This window comes from Sphingosinicella sp. YJ22 (genome assembly GCF_011320075.1).
Lineage (GTDB): Bacteria > Pseudomonadota > Alphaproteobacteria > Sphingomonadales > Sphingomonadaceae > Allosphingosinicella.
In genome coordinates this window covers 16,876-36,754 of sequence record NZ_JAANPA010000034.1, presented here as the reverse complement: position 1 = coordinate 36,754, position 19,879 = coordinate 16,876, and the positions used below count along the sequence as shown (strand labels likewise).

Here is a 19,879-nt window from a genome sequence, read left to right as displayed (position 1 = left end):
GGCCTACCGCCGCCCGGCTTGCCGCCGGAGGGCGGCGACCGCCGCGGCGGGCGCGACGCGCCGTCGCGGGGGGCATGGTGGGGACGGGCCGGCGGCGCGCTGCCGCTGGTCACCGAATAGCCCTCCTTGAGCAGCCTGTTAAAGGCGGAGCGCACGCTGGCGTTGATCGCGTCCTGAAGCTCCTTGGGAAGATCGGCGAAGGTGGTGTTGGCGTGGATCGCGTTGAGGTTGCGCAGCAGATTGTTGGGCATGCCGCCCGCCGACGCGCGCAGCGCCGCGACGCCGTCGAGGACGGCCGCGAGGACGACATCGTGCATCACCTCGGTTGCGGATCTGGGCATTGCAGTCTCCACGCGAGCGCCGGATCAGCCGATCCAGCGGCCGATTTCGCCTAGCTCTCGAGCGCCTTCACGCCGGGCAGTTCCTTGCCTTCCATCCATTCGAGGAAGGCACCTCCGGCGGTCGACACGAAGGTGAAGTCGTCGGCGACTCCGGCATGGTTGAGCGCCGCGACGGTGTCGCCGCCGCCGGCGACCGAAACCAGGCTGCCTTCCTCGGTGAGCGCCGCAGCGGTGCGCGCCAGAGCGACCGTCGCCGAGTCGAACGGCGGCGTCTCGAACGCGCCGAGCGGGCCGTTCCACACCAGGGTCCGGCAGTTCTTGATCGCGTCAGCCAGAGCCTCGACCGCGGCCGGGCCGACATCGAGGATCATCTCGTCGGCGGCGACCTCGTGGACGTTGCAAGTGCGAAGGCTCGGCGGGTTGGCGGCGAACTCCTTCGCGACCACCACATCATAGGGCAGGTGCACGGTGCAGTTCGCGCGGTCCGCCGCGTCGAGGATTTCGAGCGCGGTGTCGGCGAGGTCATGCTCGGCGAGGCTCTTGCCGACATTCACGCCGCGCGCGGCGAGGAAGGTGTTGGCCATACCGCCGCCGATGATCAGGTGATCCACCTTTCCGACGAGGTTCTTCAGCACGTCGAGCTTGGTCGAGACCTTGGCGCCGCCGACAACCGCGGCGACGGGACGCTCGGGATTGCCGAGCGCTTTCTCGAGCGCCTCCAGCTCGGCCTGCATCGCTCGTCCGGCATAGGCCGGGAGGACGCGCGCCAGGCCCTCGGTCGAGGCGTGGGCGCGGTGAGCGGCGGAGAAGGCGTCGTTGACGTAGATGTCGCCGAGGCGGGCGAAGCGCTCGACCACCGCGGGGTCGTTCTTCTCCTCGCCGCCGAAGAAGCGCGTATTCTCAAGCACCGCGATGTCGCCGGGCTGGAGCATCGCGACATTGTCGAGGTCGCCTTCCCAGTCGACATAGCGGACCTGGCGGCCGAGCACGTCTTCGTAGGCGCGGACGATCCGCGACAGGGAGAAGTCGGGCGACGGAACCTTGGGGCGGCCGAAATGAGCCAGGACCAGAACGATCGCGCCCTTGTCGGCGAGCTCTGTCACCGTCGGCAGGGTCGCGCGCAGGCGGGTGTCGTCGCTGACATGGCCGTCCTGCATCGGCACGTTGAGGTCCTCGCGGACCAGAACGCGCTTGCCGTGGACGTCATCGAGATCGTCGAGGGTCCTGAAACTCATTTCCGCTCCATTGGATCGGATGATCCGAAGGTTGCTCAGAGCGCCGCCATCGCGCGGGCCGTGTCGACCATGCGGTTCGAGAAGCCCCATTCGTTGTCGTACCAGCTGACCACCCGGACCAGCTTACCTTCGAGCACCGACGTCTCGAGGCTGTCGACGGTCGAGCTCGCCGGGCTGTGGTTGAAGTCGATCGAGACCAAAGGCTCCTCGGTGTAAGCGAGGACACCCTTGAGCGGGCCGCTTTCCGAGGCGGCCTTCAGGGCGCCGTTGATTTCTGCAACGCTCGTATCACGCTTCGGGGTGAAGGTGAGATCGACCAAGCTGACGTTGGGGGTCGGCACGCGAACCGCCGAGCCGTCGAGCTTGCCCTTCAGCTCCGGAAGCACCTCGCCGACCGCGCGGGCGGCGCCGGTGGTGGTCGGAATCATCGACATGCCGGCGGCGCGGGCGCGGCGCAGGTCCGGATGGATCTGGTCCAGGATCTTCTGGTCGTTGGTGTAGGCGTGGATGGTGGTCATCAGGCCGCGCTCGATGCCGACCAGGTCGTTGAGGACCTTGGCGACCGGCGCCAGGCAGTTGGTCGTGCACGAGGCGTTGGAGACGATGATGTGGCCGGCCTCCAGCTTGTCGTGGTTGACGCCATAGACGACGGTGAGGTCGACGCCCTTGGCCGGGGCCGAAATCAGCACCTTCTTGGCGCCGGCGTCGATATGCTTCTGGGCGCTGTCGCGGTCGGTGAAGAAGCCGGTGCATTCGAGCACCAGGTCGATGCCCTGCTCGCCGTGCGGCAGCTTGGCGGGATCACGCTCGGCGGTGACGCGGATGCGCTTGCCGTTGACGACCAGGTCCTGGCCGTCGGCCTTCACCTCGCCCGGGAAGGCGCCGTGGACGCTGTCATATTTGAACAAATGGGCGTTCGACTTGGCGTCGGCGAGATCGTTGATGGTGACGAGCTCGAGGCCGCTGTCGCCGCGCTCCAGCAGGGCCCGCGCCACCAGGCGGCCGATGCGCCCGAAGCCGTTGATCGCAACTTTGGTCATTCCTTCACTCCTTCAAGGCGGGCGATCACCTGCGGGGCTATCGCCTCGGCCGTCAGTCCGAATTTATGGTACAATTGATCCGCCGGGCCGGAGGCGCCGAACCGGTCGAGGCCGAAGCGCATTCCGCCGTTCAGCGTGTAGCGCTCCCAGCCGAAGGTGGCGCCGGCCTCGATCGAAACCCGGAGCAGTCGATCCAGCGGCAGGTCGGGCAGCAGATCGGCGCGATAAGCGGCGTCCTGCTCCTCGAACAGCTCCCAGCACGGCATCGACACGACGTCGGCGCCATGGCCCGCCGCCTCGAGCCGGTCGGCGACCGCCAGCGCGATCTCGACCTCCGAGCCGGTCGCGAGCAGCACGACGCGCCGCTCGCCAGTCGCGGCGCGAAGCCGGTAGGCACCACGCGCACAGAGATTTTCTTGCGCGTCCGTAACGACTTGCGGGAGGTTTTGACGAGTGAGCGCGAGAAGCGACGGCCCGTCCTTGCGGCGCAGCGCCAGCTCCCAGCACTGGGCGGTCTCGATCGTGTCGGCCGGGCGATAGACGTGGAGGTCCGGCATCGCACGAAGGCTCATGAGATGCTCGACGGGCTGGTGGGTCGGGCCATCCTCACCGAGACCGATGCTGTCATGGGTCATGACATAGACCACCCGCGCCTGCTGAAGCGCCGACAGACGGATCGCCGGACGGCAATAGTCGGAGAAGACCAGGAAGGTGCCGCCATACGGGATCACGCCGCCGTGCAGCGCCATTCCGTTCATCGCCGCGGCCATGCCGAACTCGCGGATGCCGTAATAGATATACCGTCCAGAATAATCGTTTATAGTTAACGGCTTCTGAGACTTTGTTTTGGTATTGTTTGAACCGGTGAGGTCGGCCGAACCGCCGATCGTCTCCGGTAGGATCTCGTTAATCGATCCTAAGACCATTTCTGAAGCCTTGCGCGTCGCGACCTTCTGGGGCTGCGCGAGCAGGCCGTCGATATAGGGCTTCAAAGTGAAGTCGGCGGGCAGATCGCCGGCCATGCGCCGGCTGAACTCGGCCCCATTCGGGCTCGCGTCGAGTCGCTTGCGCCAGTCCGCATGCGCCTGCCGCCCACGGCCGCCCGCCGCGCGCCAGGCCGAGGCGATATCGTTCGGTAGATCGAATGCCTCACTGTCCCAGCCGAGCTGCGCGCGCGTCGCCTCGACCTCGTCGGCACCAAGGGCGGCGCCGTGGGTGGCGGCGGTGCCCTGCTTGTTGGGCGCGCCGTAGCCGATGATGGTGCGGCAGGCGACCAGCGACGGGCGCGGATCCGCCAGCGCCGCGTCATAGGCGGCGCGGATGCTGGCGAAATCGTGGCCGTCGCACTCGACGACGTGCCAGCCATAGGCGCGGTAGCGCGCCTGGATATCCTCGGACGTCGACAGATCGGTCGATCCATCGATGGTGATGCGGTTGTCGTCCCAGATCACGATGAGGCGGCCCAGGCCGAGATGGCCGGCGAGGCCCGCAGCCTCGTGATTGACGCCCTCCATGAGGTCGCCGTCGCCGGCGATCGACCAGATATGGTGGTCGACGAGGTCGTCGCCGAAGGTCGCGTTGAGGTGACGCTCGGCGATCGCCATTCCGACCGCCATCGCCACGCCCTGTCCGAGCGGCCCGGTCGTGGTCTCGACGCCGTCGAGCATGAAATTCTCGGGATGGCCGGCGCAGGGCGAGCCGACCTGGCGGAAACCCTTGATGTCGTCGATCGTCGGCCGCTCATAGCCGTTCAGGTGGAGAAGCGCGTAGATCAGCATCGATCCGTGGCCGGCGGACAGCACGAAGCGGTCGCGGTCCGGCCATTTAGGGTCCGATGGGTCATGTTTCAAATATTCGGTCCACAGCACTGTGGCGGCGTCGGCCATGCCCATCGGCATGCCGGGATGGCCCGAATTGGCGGCCTGGACCGCATCCATGGCCAGCGCCCGAATGGCGTTCGCAAGCAACCTCGGTTCGACGGTCATGCAGGGTCCCGGTGCCTGGTGAGTGACGCGCCGGAAGGCGGCGCTTGCCGGCGTCTTTAAGCGGTCGGGTCGCGGCGTCAACCGGTCGCCCCCCGCCCCTTGCCGCTCACCGCAACAATGCTATGGCTTCGCGTCATGGAGGATCAACGCGCACTCAAGGCCCTGTCCCGGATCGAACGGGCGGTTGCCCGGATCGAGGCGGCGGCCGCGGCGCGCGGCAAGGTCGACCAGGCCGACCGGTCCGAGCTCGAGGCGCTGCGCACCGCCCACGGCCGCCTGCGCGGTCGCGTCGAGCGGACGATCGCCGAGCTCGACGATTTGATCGCGGAACGCGAGGAGGCGGCGGGCTGATGGCCAATATCGACGTCGAGATCGCCGGTCGCAAATACAGCGTTGCGTGCCGCGACGGCGAGGAAGCGCATCTGCGCTCGGTCGCGGCGCTGGCCGACAAGCGCGCCCGCGACGCCGCCGACGCGCTCGGCAGCCTCACCGAGACCCGCCAGCTCCTGTTCACCACCCTGCTGCTCGCCGACGACATCCAGGACATGCAGTCCGGCGGCAAGGGACCGACGCCGCCCGCGGCGGTCGACGAAGAGCTGGTCGCAGCCCTGGAATCGCTCGCCGACCGGGTCGAGGCGCTGGCGCGGCGGCTGGAAGCGCCGGCCCCGCTTGAGGAACCGCGGCTGACACCCTAGATTGAGCCCTGACGGGTACTGCCCGGTACGAGCTTTTGCGAACATCCCTGAGGCGATAAGACATCCTCGGGGGCTATCCCTGCCCGGACCCTGGTCCGACGCACATGGTCCCCACCTGACGTTCTGGCGTCAGAGGATATTCCAGCAAACGGCCATGGCGGTCCCGTCACCCTCCCCCAAAGACGCGCTTCGTGCGGCTGCGCTCCAGGCGCGGCGCGCCTTTGCGCGGTCGCTTGCGGCGGACACGCGCGCCGAGCTCGAGGCGCAGCTCGCCGAGCGGGTCTTGACGCATGTGCTGACCGCCCGGGTGATCGCCGGCTACCACCCGCTGCGCGACGAGATCAGCCCCTATCCAATATTGGATCGACTGATCGACGGGCAGCGCGCCGTTCTCCCCTCCTTCGCCGACCGCGACGCGCGGATGATCTGGCGCGAGGCGCCGGCGACCGAGCCGAGCCCGTGGGGCATTCTCCAGCCGCCGCTCGCCCATGAGGCGCTGGCGCCCGATCTGGTGTTGGTGCCGCTGGTGATGGCGGACCGGCGGGGCACCCGAATCGGCCACGGCAAGGGCCATTACGACCGCGCCCTCGCCCATCTCCGCGACGGCGGACACGAAGTTTACACGATCGGCCTTGGCTGGGACGTGCAGGTCAGCGATACGCCGCTGCCCGCCGATCCCTGGGACCAGCGGCTCGACGCCATCGCGACGCCCAGGGAGTGGATTGCGTGCAGGACCTGAAGCCCAAATGGCGCAACGGCGTCGGCATGTTGCTGATCCTGCTGCTGATCGCTGTGTGGAGCGTAGTGGTGGCGACCTTGGCGCCCTTCGTCGCGCGCCTGCCCTTCCTGGTCGAGATGCTGTTCTACGTCGTCGTCGGCATCGCCTGGATCGTCCCGGTGCGGCCCTTGCTCCGCTGGACCGCGACGGGACATTGGCGCCGCCGCTGAACGGCAGGGCTTCGCAGGGAACGCTGTAGTTCATCTGAACCAGCAATTCGGCGCCTCTCGCCGCGGAGCGGAACCGCGCCCGGCACGCCGGGTTGCCGTCGCGGAGGAGCCACGATGAGCGCCAGCAGGCACCGACAGGCACAGGGCGGCATCCCGCAAGCGCGGCCCGGCCGGAACAGCGAGTAGCGCGGGCGATGCGCCCGAACCTTCGTCCCCGCCTAGTCAACGGGCGCTTCGGCGATCCCGCGGTATTCGTGGAGCAGCTGCATCAACGATCGGCACTGCTGTTCGACCTGGGCGACCTCGCCGCGCTGTCGACCCGTGACCTGCTCCGCGTCGATCATGTCCTGGTGTCGCACATGCACATGGACCACTTCATCGGCTTCGATGCGCTGCTGCGGGTCCATGTCGGGCGGGCCAAGCGGATCACCCTGTGCGGCCCGGTGGGGATCGGAGAGCGGGTCGGCCACAAGCTCGCCGGCTATGAATGGGACCTCGTCGACAACTACCCCAACGACCTCGTCTTCGACGTGATCGAGCTCCAATCGGACGTCCGCGCGAAAAGGTTAATGTTTAGGCTTAAGAACAGGTTTGCCGTCGAATATATTGATATTATTCGTATTAATGCCAGGGCGATCGTGGAGACACCGGATTTTTCGGTGGCGGCGGCGATCCTCGAGCATCACGGGCCCAGCATCGCTTATGCGGTTGCCGAGCCGCTCCACGTCAACGTCGGGCAACAAGGTGCGCGAGCGCGCACTGGCGCTCGGCCCGTGGCTGAAGCCGCTCAAGCAGGCGGTGCGCGAGGCGCGGCCGGACGACTGGTGGATCGAACTGCCGGATGGATCATATGTTCCACTTAAGAACCTCCGCGACCTGGTGAGCGTCGAGCCCGGCCAGAAGATCGCCTATGCGACGGATGTCCGCGATACGCCGGCCAATCGCGCCGCCATCGCCGCGCTGGCGAAAGACGCCGACATGCTGTTGATCGAAGCGTCGTTCGCCGCGCGGGACAGGGACAAAGCCGATGCGCGCGCCCATCTCACGACCACGGCAGCCGGCGAGATCGCCCGCGCCGCCGGCGCGCGGCGGGTCGAGCCATTCCATTTCTCGCCGCGCTACGAAGGCCTCGAGGCGGAGATGATGGCCGAGGTCGAGGCTGCCTTCGGGCAGACCGGCGACGCCGATTGAGACGATGGGAAATGGCGCGAGTGACGGGGCTCGAACCCGCGACCTCCGGCGTGACAGGCCGGCGCTCTAACCAACTGAGCTACACCCGCGTTCGGTGTGAGGCCGGCGAGTTAGGCGAGCGCCCCTGCCCTGTCAACAAGCCTCGCGGACCTTTTTTCGAGGTCATTCGCGCTTGCGCGGCGGCTCTTCGTGGGAGTCGTGGATGAGGATGCCTTCCTCGAACAGGAAGCCGGCGATGTCAGGCTTGCCGGCCGCGTCGAGCACGGTCTTGGCGATGATCAGCAGCGGCACCGCGAGCAAGGCGCCGGCCGTCCCCCATACCCACGCCCAAAAGCTCAGGGCGACGAGAATCAGCAGCGGGTTGATGGTGAGGCGGCGCCCGACCAGGGTCGGCGTGATGATGTTGGCCTCGACGAGGTGGATACCGGCGAAGCTCAGCGCGGGCAGCAAGGCATACCAGGGATCAGGGAACACCATCAGGCCGCCGACCGCGAGCAGGACCACCGAGGCGATCGGCCCGAGATAGGGGATGTAATTGAGCAGGGCGACGATGCCGCCCCACATCAAGGGCGTCGGCATGCCGATCGCCCACAGGATAGCCGCGGTAACCAGCCCGATCGTCACGTTCACCATCGTGATGGTGCCGAGATAGAGCGAGGTCGCGTCGACCACCTGCTGGATCACCCGCGCCGTGGTCATCGCGCCGTCGAAGCTTGCGCGGGTGGTGATGGTGCGCTTGCGCATGCGCGTCCAGCCGGAGAGGAAGAAGAAGATCACCAGGATGGCGAAGAACATCTGCAGGATGGCGTGCGGCGCCGACGTCGCGATGATCGCGAGCAGCGAGTTGGGCGGCTCCACCGTCACCGTCTGCGGCGCCGACGGCGACGAAGTCTGGCCGAATTCGCGGACGAGGTCGTCGATGAAGTGCTCGAGCGAGGCATAGAGGTCGAAGATCGGCGCCAGAGTCGCTCGGATGCTGTCGATCCGCTCGGGCAGGTCCTCGACCCACTGCATCGCCGGGAACACGATCGACGCGACCGCGATATTGGCGACGATGAGCAGCAGAAGCACGCAGACCAGCGCCGCGAGCACCGACGGCACCCGCCGCCGCTCGAGCCATTCCAGCAGCGGCACCAGAGCGATGGCGATGACCAGGGCGGCGGTGACCGGCAGGAAGAACTCCGCGCCGTAGCGCAGCGCGAAGGGCAGGGCCAAGGCGAGCAGCAGGCCGCAGATCAAGGTGAGCGCGGCGAGCAGGCGGTCGCGGCGGAAGCCGACCCGGCCGCCATCCTCCTCGTCCAGCCCGGCGGGCGCCGGCACCGGCTCCGGCGCGCCCTGGCTCCCCGTCTCCATCTTGTTCATGCGCGTCGAACTCCGTCGCGCGATTCATGCCTGCAAGCCGGGCCGCTGGGAAGCCTCGCGGCGCCGGATTTTTCGCTGGATCATGCGATCCCGGCGGCTACAGTGGATCAACCGAGCCGGGCCGAGGGGGATAGACATGCCGAGACCGAAGGGGATGCGCGCGCCGGGCTTCGAGGAGAAGAGGCGAGAGCTGCTCGGCCGAATCCGAACCCGTCTGGGCGAGAAGGGCGCGACTCACGCGTCGTGGCGCGAGCTCGCCGCGGCGGCCGGGGTCGGCCTGTCGACCATGACCCATTATTTCGGCAAGCGCGACGAGGTGATCCGAGCGGTGCTCGATCAGGAGCGCGCCGATTCGGCCCTTGGCGTGGCGCGGCTGGCGGCGCCCGGCGGCGATTTCGCCACCTCGCTCGCCGACGCCGCCGACGAGATCGTCATGCACCTGCACGCGCGCGGCGGCGACAGCCTCACCATCGCCCTGATCAACGGCCTCGCCCATCCGGACCTCGGCCCGGCGGCGCTCGAGACGGTTCTGGAACCATGGCTGGCGGCGCTCGAGCAGCGCCTCGCCGCCCATGTCGAGCGCGGCGAGATGGCCAATGTCCAGCCGCGCCACGCCGCCCTCGCCTTCGCGGCGCCTTTGATCCTCGCCCATCTCCACCAGGAGCAGCTCGGCGGCAGGACCCAGCGCCCGCTCGACCCCAACGCGCTGGCCGCGACCCATATCGGCGCCTTCATCCGCGCCTACGGCAAGCGCGGCGAGGCGGCGGCGGGAGCCGCTCCCATCGCTTTCTAATGCGGAAAGGTGGTGCCCCTGGCCCGAGTCGAACGGGCACTCCTTGCGGAACTCGATTTTGAGTCGAGCGCGTCTACCAATTCCGCCACAGGGGCACGGGCGAGGCTCTTAGAGCCCCGCCCTCAAGGCCGCAACCTCAGCCGAACGTGTCGGTATGACCGGGTCCCTTGGGGTCCGGGCCGAAGCGGTTCGGGCCGCGGGTGCCGTCGAGGAGCATGAACACCAAGAGGATGATTCCCCCGACCAGCGGGATGAAGGCGAGCAGGATCATCCAGCCCGACTTGTCCTGGTCGTGAAGCCGGCGGATGGTCACGGCGAGGTTGGGGATCAGGGTGAACAGCCACCACAGACACAGCAAGCCGATCAGGATCCAGCCGCCGGTGCTGAACTCCTCCATGAACATGGTCGGATCGACGTTGGTCGACGAGCCCGATTCATAGCTGAAACCCGAGTCCGAGCTGTCATAGTCGCTATATTCATAGCTCTCGACGCCGCCGCGCTCCGCCACGCGCGCGGTCGCCGAGAAAATCATCCCCATCAGGATCGCGCCCAGGATGCCGCCGACGATCAGGTTGAACAGCGTCCACATCCAATATTCCTTGCGCCGGGAGCGGCCGTTGAAATCGGCGTAGCGGCGCAGCGGCATCAGCATCCAGTTCATCGCATTTCCCCCTTATTGATCAGCAACGAGCGGCCGGGCGTCGGCGGCTAGCGGAACGTCTCCTCATGGGTCGGCCCCTTCGGGTCCGGTCCGAAGCGGTTCGGCCCGCGCGTGCCCTCGAGAAAGTAGAAGACGAGGAGCATGATGCCGAGCCCGAAGGCGGCGAGGATCGCGACCAGCCAGATGATCCCGGCCAGGATGAGAAGATCGGGGACGGCCGCGGCCATCATCAAGGCGATCACGCCGATGGCATAGGGCGCGAGCGGGGCGAGCAGCCACCAGCCGCTGCGATTGGTGTCGTGGAGACGGCGGACCGCGACCGCGATGTTGGGCACCAGGATGACGAGCCACCACAGGAACAGCAGCCCGAAGATGACAATTCCGGCCACTCCGATCGTGGCGAGCGCGGCGTCGGGCGGCACGCTGTCCGCATAATAAGCGCCGTCATAGCTGTAGTCGCCGCGCGCATCGAACGCGTCGGGATTGTCGCGCAGGACCGAGAACATCGCCCCGCCGATGATCGCGAACGCGATGATCATCAGAACGAAGTTCACGAGGAACAGGAACAGCTGCCACATCCAGAATTCCATGCGGCGCGAGCGGCCGCTGAAGTCCGCGTAGCGGCGCAGCGGCAAGAGCATCCAGTTCATCCGACTCCCCCCAATCGGTCGATGAATAGCGGCGAGCAGGCTTGTCCAAATCGGCGCCACAATCAAGTGCGGCGCGAACGGGGTGCGGGACATGCTTGCCCGCGGCGGCGGCGAGGGCCATTGAGCCGCTGACCGGGAGACGACGTCATGAAGCCGATGACCGACCAGCATCTGGCCGTCCTGCGGCGCCACATGGTCGAGGTGATCGACCTTCATTTCGACCTTGCGTCGGAGGAGATCGGCAAGACGGCGGTCGATGCGCGGCTACGCGAGGCGTTGCTCACCGTGCCGCGCCACCTGTTCGTGCCGCCTCAGCTCGCCATCGTCTCCTACCAGGACACGCCGCTCCCGATCGGTTTCGACAAGACGGTGTCGCAGCCGTTCATCGGCGCGCTGATGCTGGATCTGCTCGACGTCCGCGGCGGCCATCGGGTGCTCGAGGTCGGCACCGGGCTCGGCTACCAGGCCGCAGTGATGGCCGCGCTCGGCGCCGAGGTGCGCAGCGTCGAGATCGTCGAGGAATTCGCCCAGGCCGCCCGGATCCGCCTCGCCGAATTGGACCATGACGTCGACATCCGGGTCGGCGACGGCTCGCGCGGCTGGCCCGAGCATGCGCCGTTCGACCGGATCCTCGTCACCGCCGCGGCGGCCGAGGTGCCGCCGGCCCTGCTTGCCCAGCTTGCGCCGGGCGGCAGGATGGTCGTGCCGCTGGGCAGCGACGACGTGCAGCGCCTCACCCTCGTCACCAAGAACGAGGCAGGCGCGACGGGGACCGAGGAGGTGATGCCGGTGCGCTTCACCAAGCTCGAGACGATGGGCTGATCCCCTGCCCCAGCACAGCGCCGGGCTGCTCCTCTACCGCCGCCGCGACGGAGAGACGCAGGTGCTGCTCGCCCATTTCGGCGGACCCTATTGGGCGAAGAAGGACGAAGGCGCCTGGGCGATTCCCAAGGGCCTGATCGAGGAGGGCGAGAGCGCCGAGCAGACTGCACGGCGCGAGTTCGCCGAGGAAGTGGGCCCGGTGCCGGATGGACCGCTCCTTGCCTTGGGAGACGTGCGCCAGAAAGGCGGCAAGCTGGTCACCGCCTTCGCGCTGGAGGCGGACTTCGATCCGGAGGCGCTCGCCAGCACCAGCTTCGCGATCGAATGGCCGCCGCGCTCCGGCCAGATGCAGAGCTTCCCCGAAGTCGACCGCGTCGCCTGGTTCGGCCCCGCCGAGGCGCAGGCGAAAATCCTGCCGAGCCAGCGCCCGATCCTCGACGCGCTGGCGGCGCTGATCGCCGGCTGAGACTGTTCTTTTGCGGCCAAACAGCCTATCTGGCCGCCTTTCCGGAATTTTCGTGGCTTGAGCGGCGCTTGGTGCCTGCCCTGCCGCATCAGAGGCCAAAATGACCGATCTCAACCGCGCGGTCGCCGCGCCCGCGGCCGCCGCTTCTCACACCGAGCGCCGCACCTTCGCGATCATCTCGCATCCCGACGCGGGCAAGACGACGCTGACCGAGAAGCTGCTGTTCGCGGCCGGCGCGGTCCACGAGGCGGGCGAGGTCCGCGCGCGCGGCGACCGGCGGCGGGCGCGCTCGGACTGGATGGAGATCGAGCAGCAGCGCGGGATCTCGGTCACCTCGTCGGTGATGACCTTCGAGCGCGGCGGGATCCGCTTCAACCTGCTCGACACGCCGGGCCACCAGGACTTCTCGGAGGACACCTACCGGACGCTGACCGCGGTCGACAGCGCGATCATGGTGATCGACGCGGCGAAGGGCATCGAGGCGCAGACGCGCAAGCTGTTCGAGGTGTGCCGGCTTCGCAACATCCCGATCATCACCTTCATCAACAAGGTCGACCGCGAGGGCCTGTCGCCCTTCGTGCTGCTCGACGAGATCGCCGAGACTCTGCAGCTCGATGTCTCCCCGCAGAACTGGCCGACCGGCATGGGCGGGCTGTTCCACGGCCTCTACGACTTGCGGCGGGACAAGCTGCTGACGGTCGACCGCAGCGACGGGACCAACCCCGGCGAATGGGTCGATTGCGCCGGCATCGACGATCCCGCGATCGGTGGCATCATCCCCGCGGCGGCCGCCGCTCACCTCGCCGAGGAAGGCGGCCTCGCCAGCGAGGCCTATCCGGCCTTCGATCTCGACGCCTTCCGCAACGGCGACCTGACCCCGGTCTTCTTCGGAAGCGCGCTCAAACTGTTCGGCATCGAGCAGCTGCTCGACGGTCTCGCCGACCATGCGCCGCCGCCGGGCGCCCAGCCGGCGCGCCCCGCCCCGGTCCAGCCCGACGAGCCGCGGGTCAGCGGCTTCATCTTCAAGGTCCAGGCGAACATGGACCCCAACCACCGCGACCGGATCGCCTTCCTGCGCGTCTGCTCGGGCTCGCTGAAGCGCGGCATGAAGCTCGCCAACGGCCGCGCCGGGAAGGCGATCACCATCCAGAACCCGATCAGCTTCTTCGCCCGCGACCGCGAGCTCGCCGAGCTCGCCCGGCCCGGCGACATCATCGGCATCCCCAATCACGGCACGCTCCATGTCGGCGACACGCTGAGCGAGCGCGGCGACATCACCTTCACCGGCCTGCCCGACTTCGCGCCCGAAATCCTGCGCCGGGTGCGCATCGGCGATCCGATGAAAACCAAGCAGATGCGCAAGGGTCTTCAGGATTTGGCTGAAGAAGGCGTGATCCGCGTGTTCCGACCGACGATCGGCTCCAACTGGATCGTCGGCGTGGTCGGCGCGCTCCAGCTCGAGGTGCTCGCGACCCGCATGCAGGCCGAATATGGAGTCGCGGTCGACTTCGAGCCCAGCCCTTATGACGTCGCCCGCTGGATCAGCAGCGACGACCCCGCGGAGCTCAAGCGGCTGACGAGCACGCACGCCTCGATCCTCGCCGAGGACCAGAACGACGCCCCCGTCCTCCTCATCCGCAACGCCTGGGAGCTCGGCCGTTTCGAGCAGGACTGGCCCAACATCCGCTTCTCCGCGGTGCGCGAGAGGAACTGACCGGAACGACGCGGCGGCCGGCGCTTTGATAAGACCATGACCGATCCGCTGACCCTCGCCTGCCCCACCTGCGCGACCCGCAACCGGGTCGAGCGCACGCGCCTCACGGAGGGCAAGTGCGGCACGTGCCGCTCGCCGCTGTTCGAGGGACGGCCGGTCGAGCTGACGGCGGAAAATTTCGACAAGCATGCGGGCAGCGACCTGCCGCTTCTGGTCGACTTCTGGGCCGAATGGTGCGGACCGTGCCGGCAGATGGCGCCGACGTTCGAGGCCGCCGCCGGCGCGCTCGAGCCGGACTTCCGCCTCGGCAAGCTCGACACCGAGGCGCAGGCGACGATCGCCGCGCGCTACGCGGTGCAGGCCATTCCCACGCTGATCCTGTTCCGCAACGGCCGCGAACTCGCCCGGACGATGGGCGCCATGCCGCTTCAGGCGCTGGTCGGCTGGGCGCGGCAGGCGGCGAGCTGAGCCGCCTGCCCTCCGATCAGAACGCCTCGGCCGGGAGCGCCATGATGGTGTCGGCGCCGGCTTCGACCTTGCGGCGCAGCGACACGGTTTCCGGCATGACCCGGGCGGCAAAGAAGCGGGCGGTCACCAGCTTGTTCTGGTGGAAGTCGTCGCCGGCGCCGCCGTTCTTGAGCGCATCGGAGCTGACCTTGGCCATGCGCAGCCACATGAGACCGAGGCAAACGATGCCCATGATCGTCATGTAGGGATAAGCCGCGGCGCCGGCCTGGTTCGGGTTGGCCATGGCGTTCTGCATCAGCCACATGGTCGAGGCCTGGAGGTCGCTGTTCGCCTGCTCGAGCGCCTCGGCGAGCGGCTTGAGGTCTTCATTGCCCTTGGCCGCGGCGGCTTCCTCGCCGACCAGCTTGAGGAACGACATAATCGCGCGGCCGCCGTCCTTGGGCAACTTGCGGCCGACGAGGTCGAGCGCCTGGATGCCGTTGGTGCCTTCATAGATCTGGGCGATTCGCGCGTCGCGGACGAACTGCTCCATGCCCCATTCGCGGATGTAGCCGTGGCCGCCATAGACCTGCTGCATGTTGACCGCGGCCTCGAAGCCCTTGTCGGTCAAATAGCCCTTGATCACCGGAGTGAGCAGGCCGAGCAGGTCGTCGGCCTGCTGCTTGGTCTCCTCGTCCTGGGCGCGGCGCATGAGGTCGACCTGGAGGCTGCCCCACAGGACGAGGGCGCGGGCCGCCTCGTTGAACGCCTTGGCCTCCATCAGCATCCGGCGGACGTCGGGATGCACGATGATCGGATCGGCCTTGGCGTTGGGATCGCGGGCGTCGGGGACGAGGGCACGGCCCTGGCGGCGCTCCTTCGCGTAGGTGACTCCGTTCTGATAGGCGACCTCGCCCTGGGCGAGGCCCTGGAGGCCGACTCCGAGGCGCGCTGCGTTCATCATGATGAACATCGCCGCGAGGCCCTTCTCCGGCTCGCCGACGAGATAACCGGTCGCGTCGTCATAGTTCATCACGCAGGTCGAATTGCCGTGGATGCCCATCTTGTGCTCGATCGAGCCGCAGCTGACGCCGTTGCGGGCGCCGAGCGAGCCGTCCTCGTTCACGAGGAACTTGGGCACGATGAAGAGAGAGATGCCCTTCACCGTGTCCGGAGCGCCGGCGATCTTGGCCAGCACGAGGTGGATGATGTTCTCGGCAAGGTCGTGCTCGCCCGACGAGATGAAGATCTTGGTGCCGGTGATCTTGTAGCTGCCGTCGGCCTGCGGCTCGGCGCGGGTCTTCAAGAGGCCGAGATCGGTGCCGCAATGCGGCTCGGTGAGGTTCATCGTGCCGGTCCATTTGCCGGCGATCATGTTGGGCAGATAGGTGCGCTTCTGCTCCTCCGACCCCTTGACCAGGATCGACGCCTCGGCGCCCATGGTCAGGCCGTGATACATTTCGAAGGCCTGGTTGGCCGACAGCAGATATTCGCTGACCGCGGTCGCGATCAGCTGCGGAAGTCCCTGCCCGCCATATTCCTCGGGCGCCGACAGGCCGGTCCAGCCGCCCGCCACGAACTGGTCCCAGGCGTCCTTGAAGCCGGTCGGCGTGGTCACCGAGCCGTCGTCCTGGCGGGTGCAGCCTTCCTCGTCGCCGACGCGATTCAAGGGCGCCAGCACTTCGGAGCAGAAGCGGCCGGCCTCGGTCAGGATCGCCTCGATCATGTCCGGAGTCGCATTCTCGAAGCCGGGCAGGTTCGAATAGCGCTCGACCCCCAACACCTCCTCGATGATGAAGCGCGATTCACGGACGGGGGCGGTATAGGTCGGCATCTCTCTTCCTCTTTGGGTTTATGTCAGCCGCGCGCGGCGCGCGGCGCCGGCGGGGACTGGGCTTCGGCTTCCTCGACCATCGCGATGAACCGCTCGAGCTCGTCGATCGTGGCGTCGATATCGAGCTTCTGCTTCTTCAGCGTGTCGACGCGGCCGCGGCATTTCTCCAGGGTCATCAGGCGCTGGGCGTGGCGGCCGTCATCCTTGTCGTAGAGGTCGATCATCTCGCGAATGTCGGCGAGGCTGAAGCCCACGCGCTTGCCGCGCAGGATCCAGGCGAGGCGGGCGCGGTCGCGCCATGAATAGATTCGGGCGAGGCCCTGGCGCTGCGGGGCGATCAGCCCCTCGTCCTCGTAGAAGCGAAGCGCGCGCGGCGTGACCCCGAACTCGCTGCACAGATCGGTGATCGAATAGGTCGCCGTGCTGGCGCTGTGCTGATGGAAGTCGGCGTGCAGGGCGGAATTCGGCATGTCCGCCGGGATACTTTACGTTCACGTCAACGTAAAGAGCCTGCTCAGCCGCAGAGCGGGTCGCCGACCAGGTCGACCGCGCGGCGGGCGTCCCCGTCGCTGTCGCCGGCCTGGTCGAAGCGCGCGCCGGCCATCTCGACGCCGGGTCCGCAATAATAGGCGCAGCCCGGTGGCAGGGTGGCGGGGAGAGTGATTCGCGAGCCGTGGATGCGCGCCTCGATTACGCAGCTTTCGTCGCCCTGCATCGCCAGCGACAGCCGCTCGCCTTGGCGGGTCGCCCTGCCCTTGCCGGTGCAGCTGTTGTTGCCCTGGCCCGCCCGCAGGATGAGGCCGAAGCGCTCCGCCCCGTCGCGCTCGGCCACGCACAGCTGGTTCCGGCGCGGCCCTTCGCCGCCTTCGTAAAGCCCGGCGAGGCCGGTCGCGGCGTCGCCGCTGGTATCTCCGCCGTCGCCGCAGCCGTATAAAGCGACCAGCAGCGCGAGGGCGGCGACATGGTTTCGCATGGCGGTCCCCTGCCCTCATTGAAGGTTCGCCTGCAACAGACCATATGGCCCTCGTCACGATTTGACATGGACCTGAGCGCCGCGGGACGGCACAGGCACACGCAACTCAAACAGCGCCGCTTGGGCCCACGGAAGCTTGTTGATGCTGACGACCAATCCCTTCGACCTCGACGCCTACGGCGACAAGCTGCGCGAGGAGTGCGGCGTCTTCGGCATCTGGGGTGCCGACACCGCCGCCGCGGTGGTCGCGCTCGGCCTCCATGCGCTTCAGCATCGCGGCCAGGAAGCGGCCGGGATCACCAGCCGCCACGGCAGCCATTTCCACTCGCATCGCGCGATGGGCAAGGTCGGCGACATCTTCGCCGGGACCACCAACGCGGTGGCCAAGCTTCAGGGTGAGGCCGCGATCGGCCATGTCCGCTACGCCACCACCGGCGAGACCGCGCTGCGCAACGTCCAGCCCTTGTTCGCCGACCTCGCCAATGGCGGATTCGCGGTCGCCCACAACGGCAACATCTCCAACGCGATGTTCCTTCGTGCCGAGCTCAACCGCCGCGGCTCGATCTTCCAGTCGACTAGCGACACCGAGGTGATCATCCACCTCGTCGCCACGTCCACCTATCGCGGCCTGCTCGACCGGCTGATCGACGCGCTGCGCCGGGTCGAAGGCGCCTACAGCCTCGTCATCCTCACCGAGGAAGGGCTGATCGCCTGCCGCGACCCGCTCGGCATCCGTCCGCTGGTCATGGGCAAGCTCGGCAACGCGACCATCTTCGCCAGCGAGACCGTGGCCCTGGACGTGGTCGGCGCGACCTATCTCCGCACCGTCGATCCGGGCGAGATGGTCATCGTCAACGACGAGGGCGTCCGCTCGATGCGCCCGTTCGGCGACCATCCGGCGCGGCCGTGCATCTTCGAGCATGTCTATTTCTCGCGCCCCGACAGCGTCGTCGACGGCACTTCGGTCTACACCGTGCGCAAGCGCATCGGCGCCGAGCTGGCGCGCGAGAACCCGGTCGAGGCCGACATGGTCGTGCCGGTGCCGGACAGCGGCGTCCCGGCGGCGATCGGCTATGCCCAGGAAAGCGGCATCCCGTTCGAGCTCGGCATCATCCGCTCCCATTATGTCGGGCGCACCTTCATCCAGCCGAGCGACCAGGTCCGCCACCTCGGCGTCAAGCTGAAGCACAACGCCAACAGCGCGCTGATCGCCGGCAAGCGAATCGTCCTCATCGACGATTCGATCGTACGCGGCACCACCAGCATGAAGATCGTGCAGATGCTTCGCGAGGCCGGCGCGGCCGAGGTCCATATGCGCATTGCCTCGCCGCCGACTCGCCACAGCTGCTTCTACGGAGTCGACACGCCCGAGCGCGAGAAGCTGCTCGCCGCCAAGATGGACGTGCCGGGCATGGCCGAGCATATCCATGCCGACAGCCTCGCCTTCCTTTCGATCGACGGCCTTTATCGCGCGGTAGGCGACAGCGGCCGCGAGGCGGCGAAGCCGAGCTATTGCGATGCCTGCTTCACCGGCGACTATCCGACCACGCTGACCGATCATGACGAGGCCGAGCGCCGTCACCAGCTCGAATACGCCTGACCCCTTCCCTCCGGGCCCGTTCCTGAGTAGCCGCCCCGCATGACCAAAGATCGACTTGCCGGGCGCACCGCCCTCGTCACGGGCGCGAGCCGCGGCATCGGCGCCGCCACCGCCGAGGCGCTGGGAGCCGCCGGCGCCCATGTCATCATCACCGCCCGCACCGCCGAGGAGCTGGAAGGCGTCGAGGAGCGAATCCACGCCGCCGGTGGCACCGCGACGATCGCGCCGATGGATCTTACCGCGAGCGAGAGCATCGCCCGCCTCGCCGGCGCGGTGGCTGAGCGCTGGGGCAAGCTCGACATCCTCGTGCTCAACGCCGCGATGCTCGGAACGCTGACTCCGGTGCCGCAGATCGACGCCAAGGAATTCAGCAAGGTGCTGACCCTCAACCTCCTTGCCAACCAGGCGATGATCGCGGCCTTCGATCTCCTGCTCCGCCGAAGCGAGGACGCGCGCCTGCTCGCCATCACCTCGAGCGTCGGCACCCGCCCGCGCGCCTTCTGGGGCGCCTATGCCGCGTCCAAGGCCGCGCTCGAGACTCTGGCGCTGAGCTATGCCGACGAGGTCCAGAAAATCTCGAACATCCGCGTCGCCCTCGTCGACCCCGGCGCTACCGCGACGGTGATGCGCACCCGCGCCTTCCCGGGAGAGGACCCGGCGACGATCAAGCAGCCGGGCGACGTCGCCAACGCGATCCTGGCGCTGCTCGAAAGGGATTTCGACACCGGCCACCGGCTCGTGGTGGAAAAGCCTTAACTCCCCTCCGCCGTTCGGGCTGAGCCTGTCGAAGCCCTCCCTTTCTCTTCCGAGTTGCGAGCCAGCGCCTGGATCATCGTCCAGTCGCCACGGATCAACGCGAGCTTCTTGGCCCTGCTCCAGCCCTTAATCCGACGCTCGGCTTCCAGAGCTTCGTAACGGGTCGGCATTTCCTCGCACCACACGAGCTTCACCGGCAGCCGCGTGGCCGTGTAGCAGGTCGGGAAATAGCCATTCACATGCTGCCACAGCCGCGCCTCCAGGTCGTCGCTATGGCCGACGTAGAAGGTGCGGTCCGCACAATGGAGCATGTAGGTCCAGAACGGCATGTCCTGAACCTGTAGAAAAGGGAGGGCTTCGACAAGC

The 19,879-nt window shown here is 67.6% G+C and carries 24 protein-coding genes and 2 tRNA genes; 13 read left to right on the top strand and 13 right to left on the bottom strand.

Annotation, left to right across the window (positions count from 1 at the left end; genetic code table 11):
- The 4 genes from G7B71_RS12130 to tkt all read right to left on the bottom strand — a co-directional run.
- Positions 1-341: hypothetical protein (locus G7B71_RS12130; RefSeq protein ID WP_166041230.1), on the bottom strand; the 341-nt coding region annotated here is incomplete at its 3' end.
- A gap of 50 nt (positions 342-391) precedes the next feature.
- Positions 392-1,576 (bottom strand): phosphoglycerate kinase, encoded by a 1,185-nt coding sequence (locus G7B71_RS12125; RefSeq protein WP_166041228.1) that lies wholly within the window; start codon positions 1,574-1,576, stop codon positions 392-394.
- A gap of 35 nt (positions 1,577-1,611) precedes the next feature.
- Positions 1,612-2,616, bottom strand: a complete 1,005-nt coding sequence (gene gap, locus G7B71_RS12120; protein ID WP_166041226.1) for a type I glyceraldehyde-3-phosphate dehydrogenase — start codon at positions 2,614-2,616, stop codon at positions 1,612-1,614.
- Positions 2,613-4,601 (bottom strand): transketolase, encoded by a 1,989-nt coding sequence (gene tkt, locus G7B71_RS12115; RefSeq protein ID WP_166041224.1) that lies wholly within the window; start codon positions 4,599-4,601, stop codon positions 2,613-2,615. Before tkt ends, gap begins: the two co-directional genes overlap by 4 nt.
- 135 nt (positions 4,602-4,736) lie before the next feature.
- Between tkt and G7B71_RS12110 the strand changes: the two genes are divergently transcribed.
- From G7B71_RS12110 to G7B71_RS12085, 6 genes are all read left to right on the top strand, one after another.
- Positions 4,737-4,952 (top strand): hypothetical protein, encoded by a 216-nt coding sequence (locus tag G7B71_RS12110; protein WP_166041222.1) that lies wholly within the window; start codon positions 4,737-4,739, stop codon positions 4,950-4,952.
- A complete protein-coding gene (locus G7B71_RS12105; protein ID WP_166041220.1) occupies positions 4,952-5,296 on the top strand; it encodes a cell division protein ZapA in 345 nt (114 codons plus the stop codon). The genes G7B71_RS12110 and G7B71_RS12105 overlap by 1 nt, the downstream gene beginning before the upstream one ends.
- A gap of 154 nt (positions 5,297-5,450) precedes the next feature.
- Positions 5,451-6,035 (top strand): 5-formyltetrahydrofolate cyclo-ligase, encoded by a 585-nt coding sequence (locus G7B71_RS12100; RefSeq protein WP_166041218.1) that lies wholly within the window; start codon positions 5,451-5,453, stop codon positions 6,033-6,035.
- Entirely contained in the window at positions 6,023-6,244 is a 222-nt protein-coding gene (locus tag G7B71_RS12095; RefSeq protein ID WP_279338406.1) for a DUF2842 domain-containing protein, read from the top strand. Before G7B71_RS12100 ends, G7B71_RS12095 begins: the two co-directional genes overlap by 13 nt.
- A 194-nt stretch (positions 6,245-6,438) precedes the next feature.
- On the top strand, positions 6,439-7,107 hold the full coding sequence (locus G7B71_RS12090; RefSeq protein ID WP_166041216.1) for an MBL fold metallo-hydrolase: 669 nt from the start codon (positions 6,439-6,441) through the stop codon (positions 7,105-7,107).
- 16 nt (positions 7,108-7,123) lie between these two features.
- The gene (locus G7B71_RS12085; protein ID WP_207774784.1) at positions 7,124-7,435 is read left to right on the top strand and encodes an MBL fold metallo-hydrolase; all 312 of its coding nucleotides are present in this window, start codon (positions 7,124-7,126) and stop codon (positions 7,433-7,435) included.
- A gap of 12 nt (positions 7,436-7,447) precedes the next feature.
- Here G7B71_RS12085 and G7B71_RS12080 read toward each other — a convergent pair.
- Together G7B71_RS12080 and G7B71_RS12075 are read right to left on the bottom strand one after the other, a co-directional pair.
- Positions 7,448-7,524 (bottom strand) — tRNA-Asp (locus G7B71_RS12080).
- Positions 7,525-7,597: 73 nt separating this feature from the next.
- Positions 7,598-8,797 (bottom strand): AI-2E family transporter, encoded by a 1,200-nt coding sequence (locus tag G7B71_RS12075; protein WP_166041212.1) that lies wholly within the window; start codon positions 8,795-8,797, stop codon positions 7,598-7,600.
- 136 nt (positions 8,798-8,933) lie between these two features.
- Here G7B71_RS12075 and G7B71_RS12070 point away from each other — a divergent pair, with 136 nt between their 5' ends.
- The gene (locus G7B71_RS12070) at positions 8,934-9,590 is read left to right on the top strand and encodes a TetR/AcrR family transcriptional regulator (RefSeq protein ID WP_166041210.1); all 657 of its coding nucleotides are present in this window, start codon (positions 8,934-8,936) and stop codon (positions 9,588-9,590) included.
- Between the two features lie 10 nt (positions 9,591-9,600).
- Here the strand turns inward: G7B71_RS12070 and G7B71_RS12065 are convergent.
- The 3 genes from G7B71_RS12065 to G7B71_RS12055 all read right to left on the bottom strand — a co-directional run bounded on the left by G7B71_RS12065 (position 9,601) and on the right by G7B71_RS12055 (position 10,901).
- Positions 9,601-9,685 (bottom strand) — tRNA-Leu (locus G7B71_RS12065).
- Positions 9,686-9,726: 41 nt separating this feature from the next.
- The gene (locus tag G7B71_RS12060) at positions 9,727-10,251 is read right to left on the bottom strand and encodes a DUF805 domain-containing protein (protein WP_166041208.1); all 525 of its coding nucleotides are present in this window, start codon (positions 10,249-10,251) and stop codon (positions 9,727-9,729) included.
- A 47-nt stretch (positions 10,252-10,298) separates the two neighbouring features.
- Entirely contained in the window at positions 10,299-10,901 is a 603-nt protein-coding gene (locus G7B71_RS12055) for a DUF805 domain-containing protein (RefSeq protein ID WP_166041206.1), read from the bottom strand.
- A 147-nt stretch (positions 10,902-11,048) separates the two neighbouring features.
- On the opposite strand from G7B71_RS12055, the gene G7B71_RS12050 reads away from it, so the two are divergent.
- The 4 genes from G7B71_RS12050 (at position 11,049) to trxC (ending at position 14,371) form a co-directional block, all read left to right on the top strand.
- Positions 11,049-11,723 carry a protein-L-isoaspartate(D-aspartate) O-methyltransferase gene (locus G7B71_RS12050; protein WP_166041204.1) on the top strand — a complete coding sequence of 225 codons (675 nt, stop codon included), beginning with the start codon at positions 11,049-11,051 and terminating at the stop codon, positions 11,721-11,723.
- Positions 11,724-11,727: 4 nt separating this feature from the next.
- Positions 11,728-12,189 (top strand): NUDIX domain-containing protein, encoded by a 462-nt coding sequence (locus tag G7B71_RS12045; RefSeq protein WP_166041238.1) that lies wholly within the window; start codon positions 11,728-11,730, stop codon positions 12,187-12,189.
- A gap of 100 nt (positions 12,190-12,289) precedes the next feature.
- Complete coding sequence (locus tag G7B71_RS12040) at positions 12,290-13,903, top strand: peptide chain release factor 3 (RefSeq protein ID WP_166041202.1); 1,614 nt, start codon at positions 12,290-12,292, stop codon at positions 13,901-13,903.
- Positions 13,904-13,939: 36 nt separating this feature from the next.
- Positions 13,940-14,371 (top strand): thioredoxin TrxC, encoded by a 432-nt coding sequence (gene trxC, locus G7B71_RS12035; protein ID WP_166041200.1) that lies wholly within the window; start codon positions 13,940-13,942, stop codon positions 14,369-14,371.
- A 16-nt stretch (positions 14,372-14,387) separates the two neighbouring features.
- On the opposite strand, the gene G7B71_RS12030 is transcribed toward trxC, so the two are convergent.
- Genes G7B71_RS12030 through G7B71_RS12020 form a run of 3 tightly spaced genes read right to left on the bottom strand, consistent with a single transcriptional unit; the run spans position 14,388 to position 17,157 of the window.
- A complete protein-coding gene (locus G7B71_RS12030; protein WP_166041198.1) occupies positions 14,388-16,184 on the bottom strand; it encodes an acyl-CoA dehydrogenase C-terminal domain-containing protein in 1,797 nt (598 codons plus the stop codon).
- A 23-nt stretch (positions 16,185-16,207) separates the two neighbouring features.
- Positions 16,208-16,654: a MerR family DNA-binding transcriptional regulator gene (locus G7B71_RS12025; protein WP_166041196.1), complete on the bottom strand. Its 447-nt coding sequence runs from the start codon at positions 16,652-16,654 to the stop codon at positions 16,208-16,210.
- A gap of 44 nt (positions 16,655-16,698) precedes the next feature.
- Positions 16,699-17,157 carry a hypothetical protein gene (locus G7B71_RS12020; RefSeq protein ID WP_166041193.1) on the bottom strand — a complete coding sequence of 153 codons (459 nt, stop codon included), beginning with the start codon at positions 17,155-17,157 and terminating at the stop codon, positions 16,699-16,701.
- A 142-nt stretch (positions 17,158-17,299) separates the two neighbouring features.
- Here G7B71_RS12020 and purF point away from each other — a divergent pair, with 142 nt between their 5' ends.
- Together purF and G7B71_RS12010 are read left to right on the top strand one after the other, a co-directional pair.
- A complete protein-coding gene (purF, locus tag G7B71_RS12015) occupies positions 17,300-18,757 on the top strand; it encodes an amidophosphoribosyltransferase (protein WP_166041191.1) in 1,458 nt (485 codons plus the stop codon).
- A 39-nt stretch (positions 18,758-18,796) separates the two neighbouring features.
- Positions 18,797-19,513: an SDR family NAD(P)-dependent oxidoreductase gene (locus G7B71_RS12010; RefSeq protein WP_166041189.1), complete on the top strand. Its 717-nt coding sequence runs from the start codon at positions 18,797-18,799 to the stop codon at positions 19,511-19,513.
- Here G7B71_RS12010 and G7B71_RS12005 read toward each other — a convergent pair.
- A complete protein-coding gene (locus G7B71_RS12005; protein WP_166041187.1) occupies positions 19,510-19,842 on the bottom strand; it encodes a GIY-YIG nuclease family protein in 333 nt (110 codons plus the stop codon). The genes G7B71_RS12010 and G7B71_RS12005 overlap by 4 nt on opposite strands.
- Between the last annotated feature and the right edge of the window lie 37 nt (positions 19,843-19,879).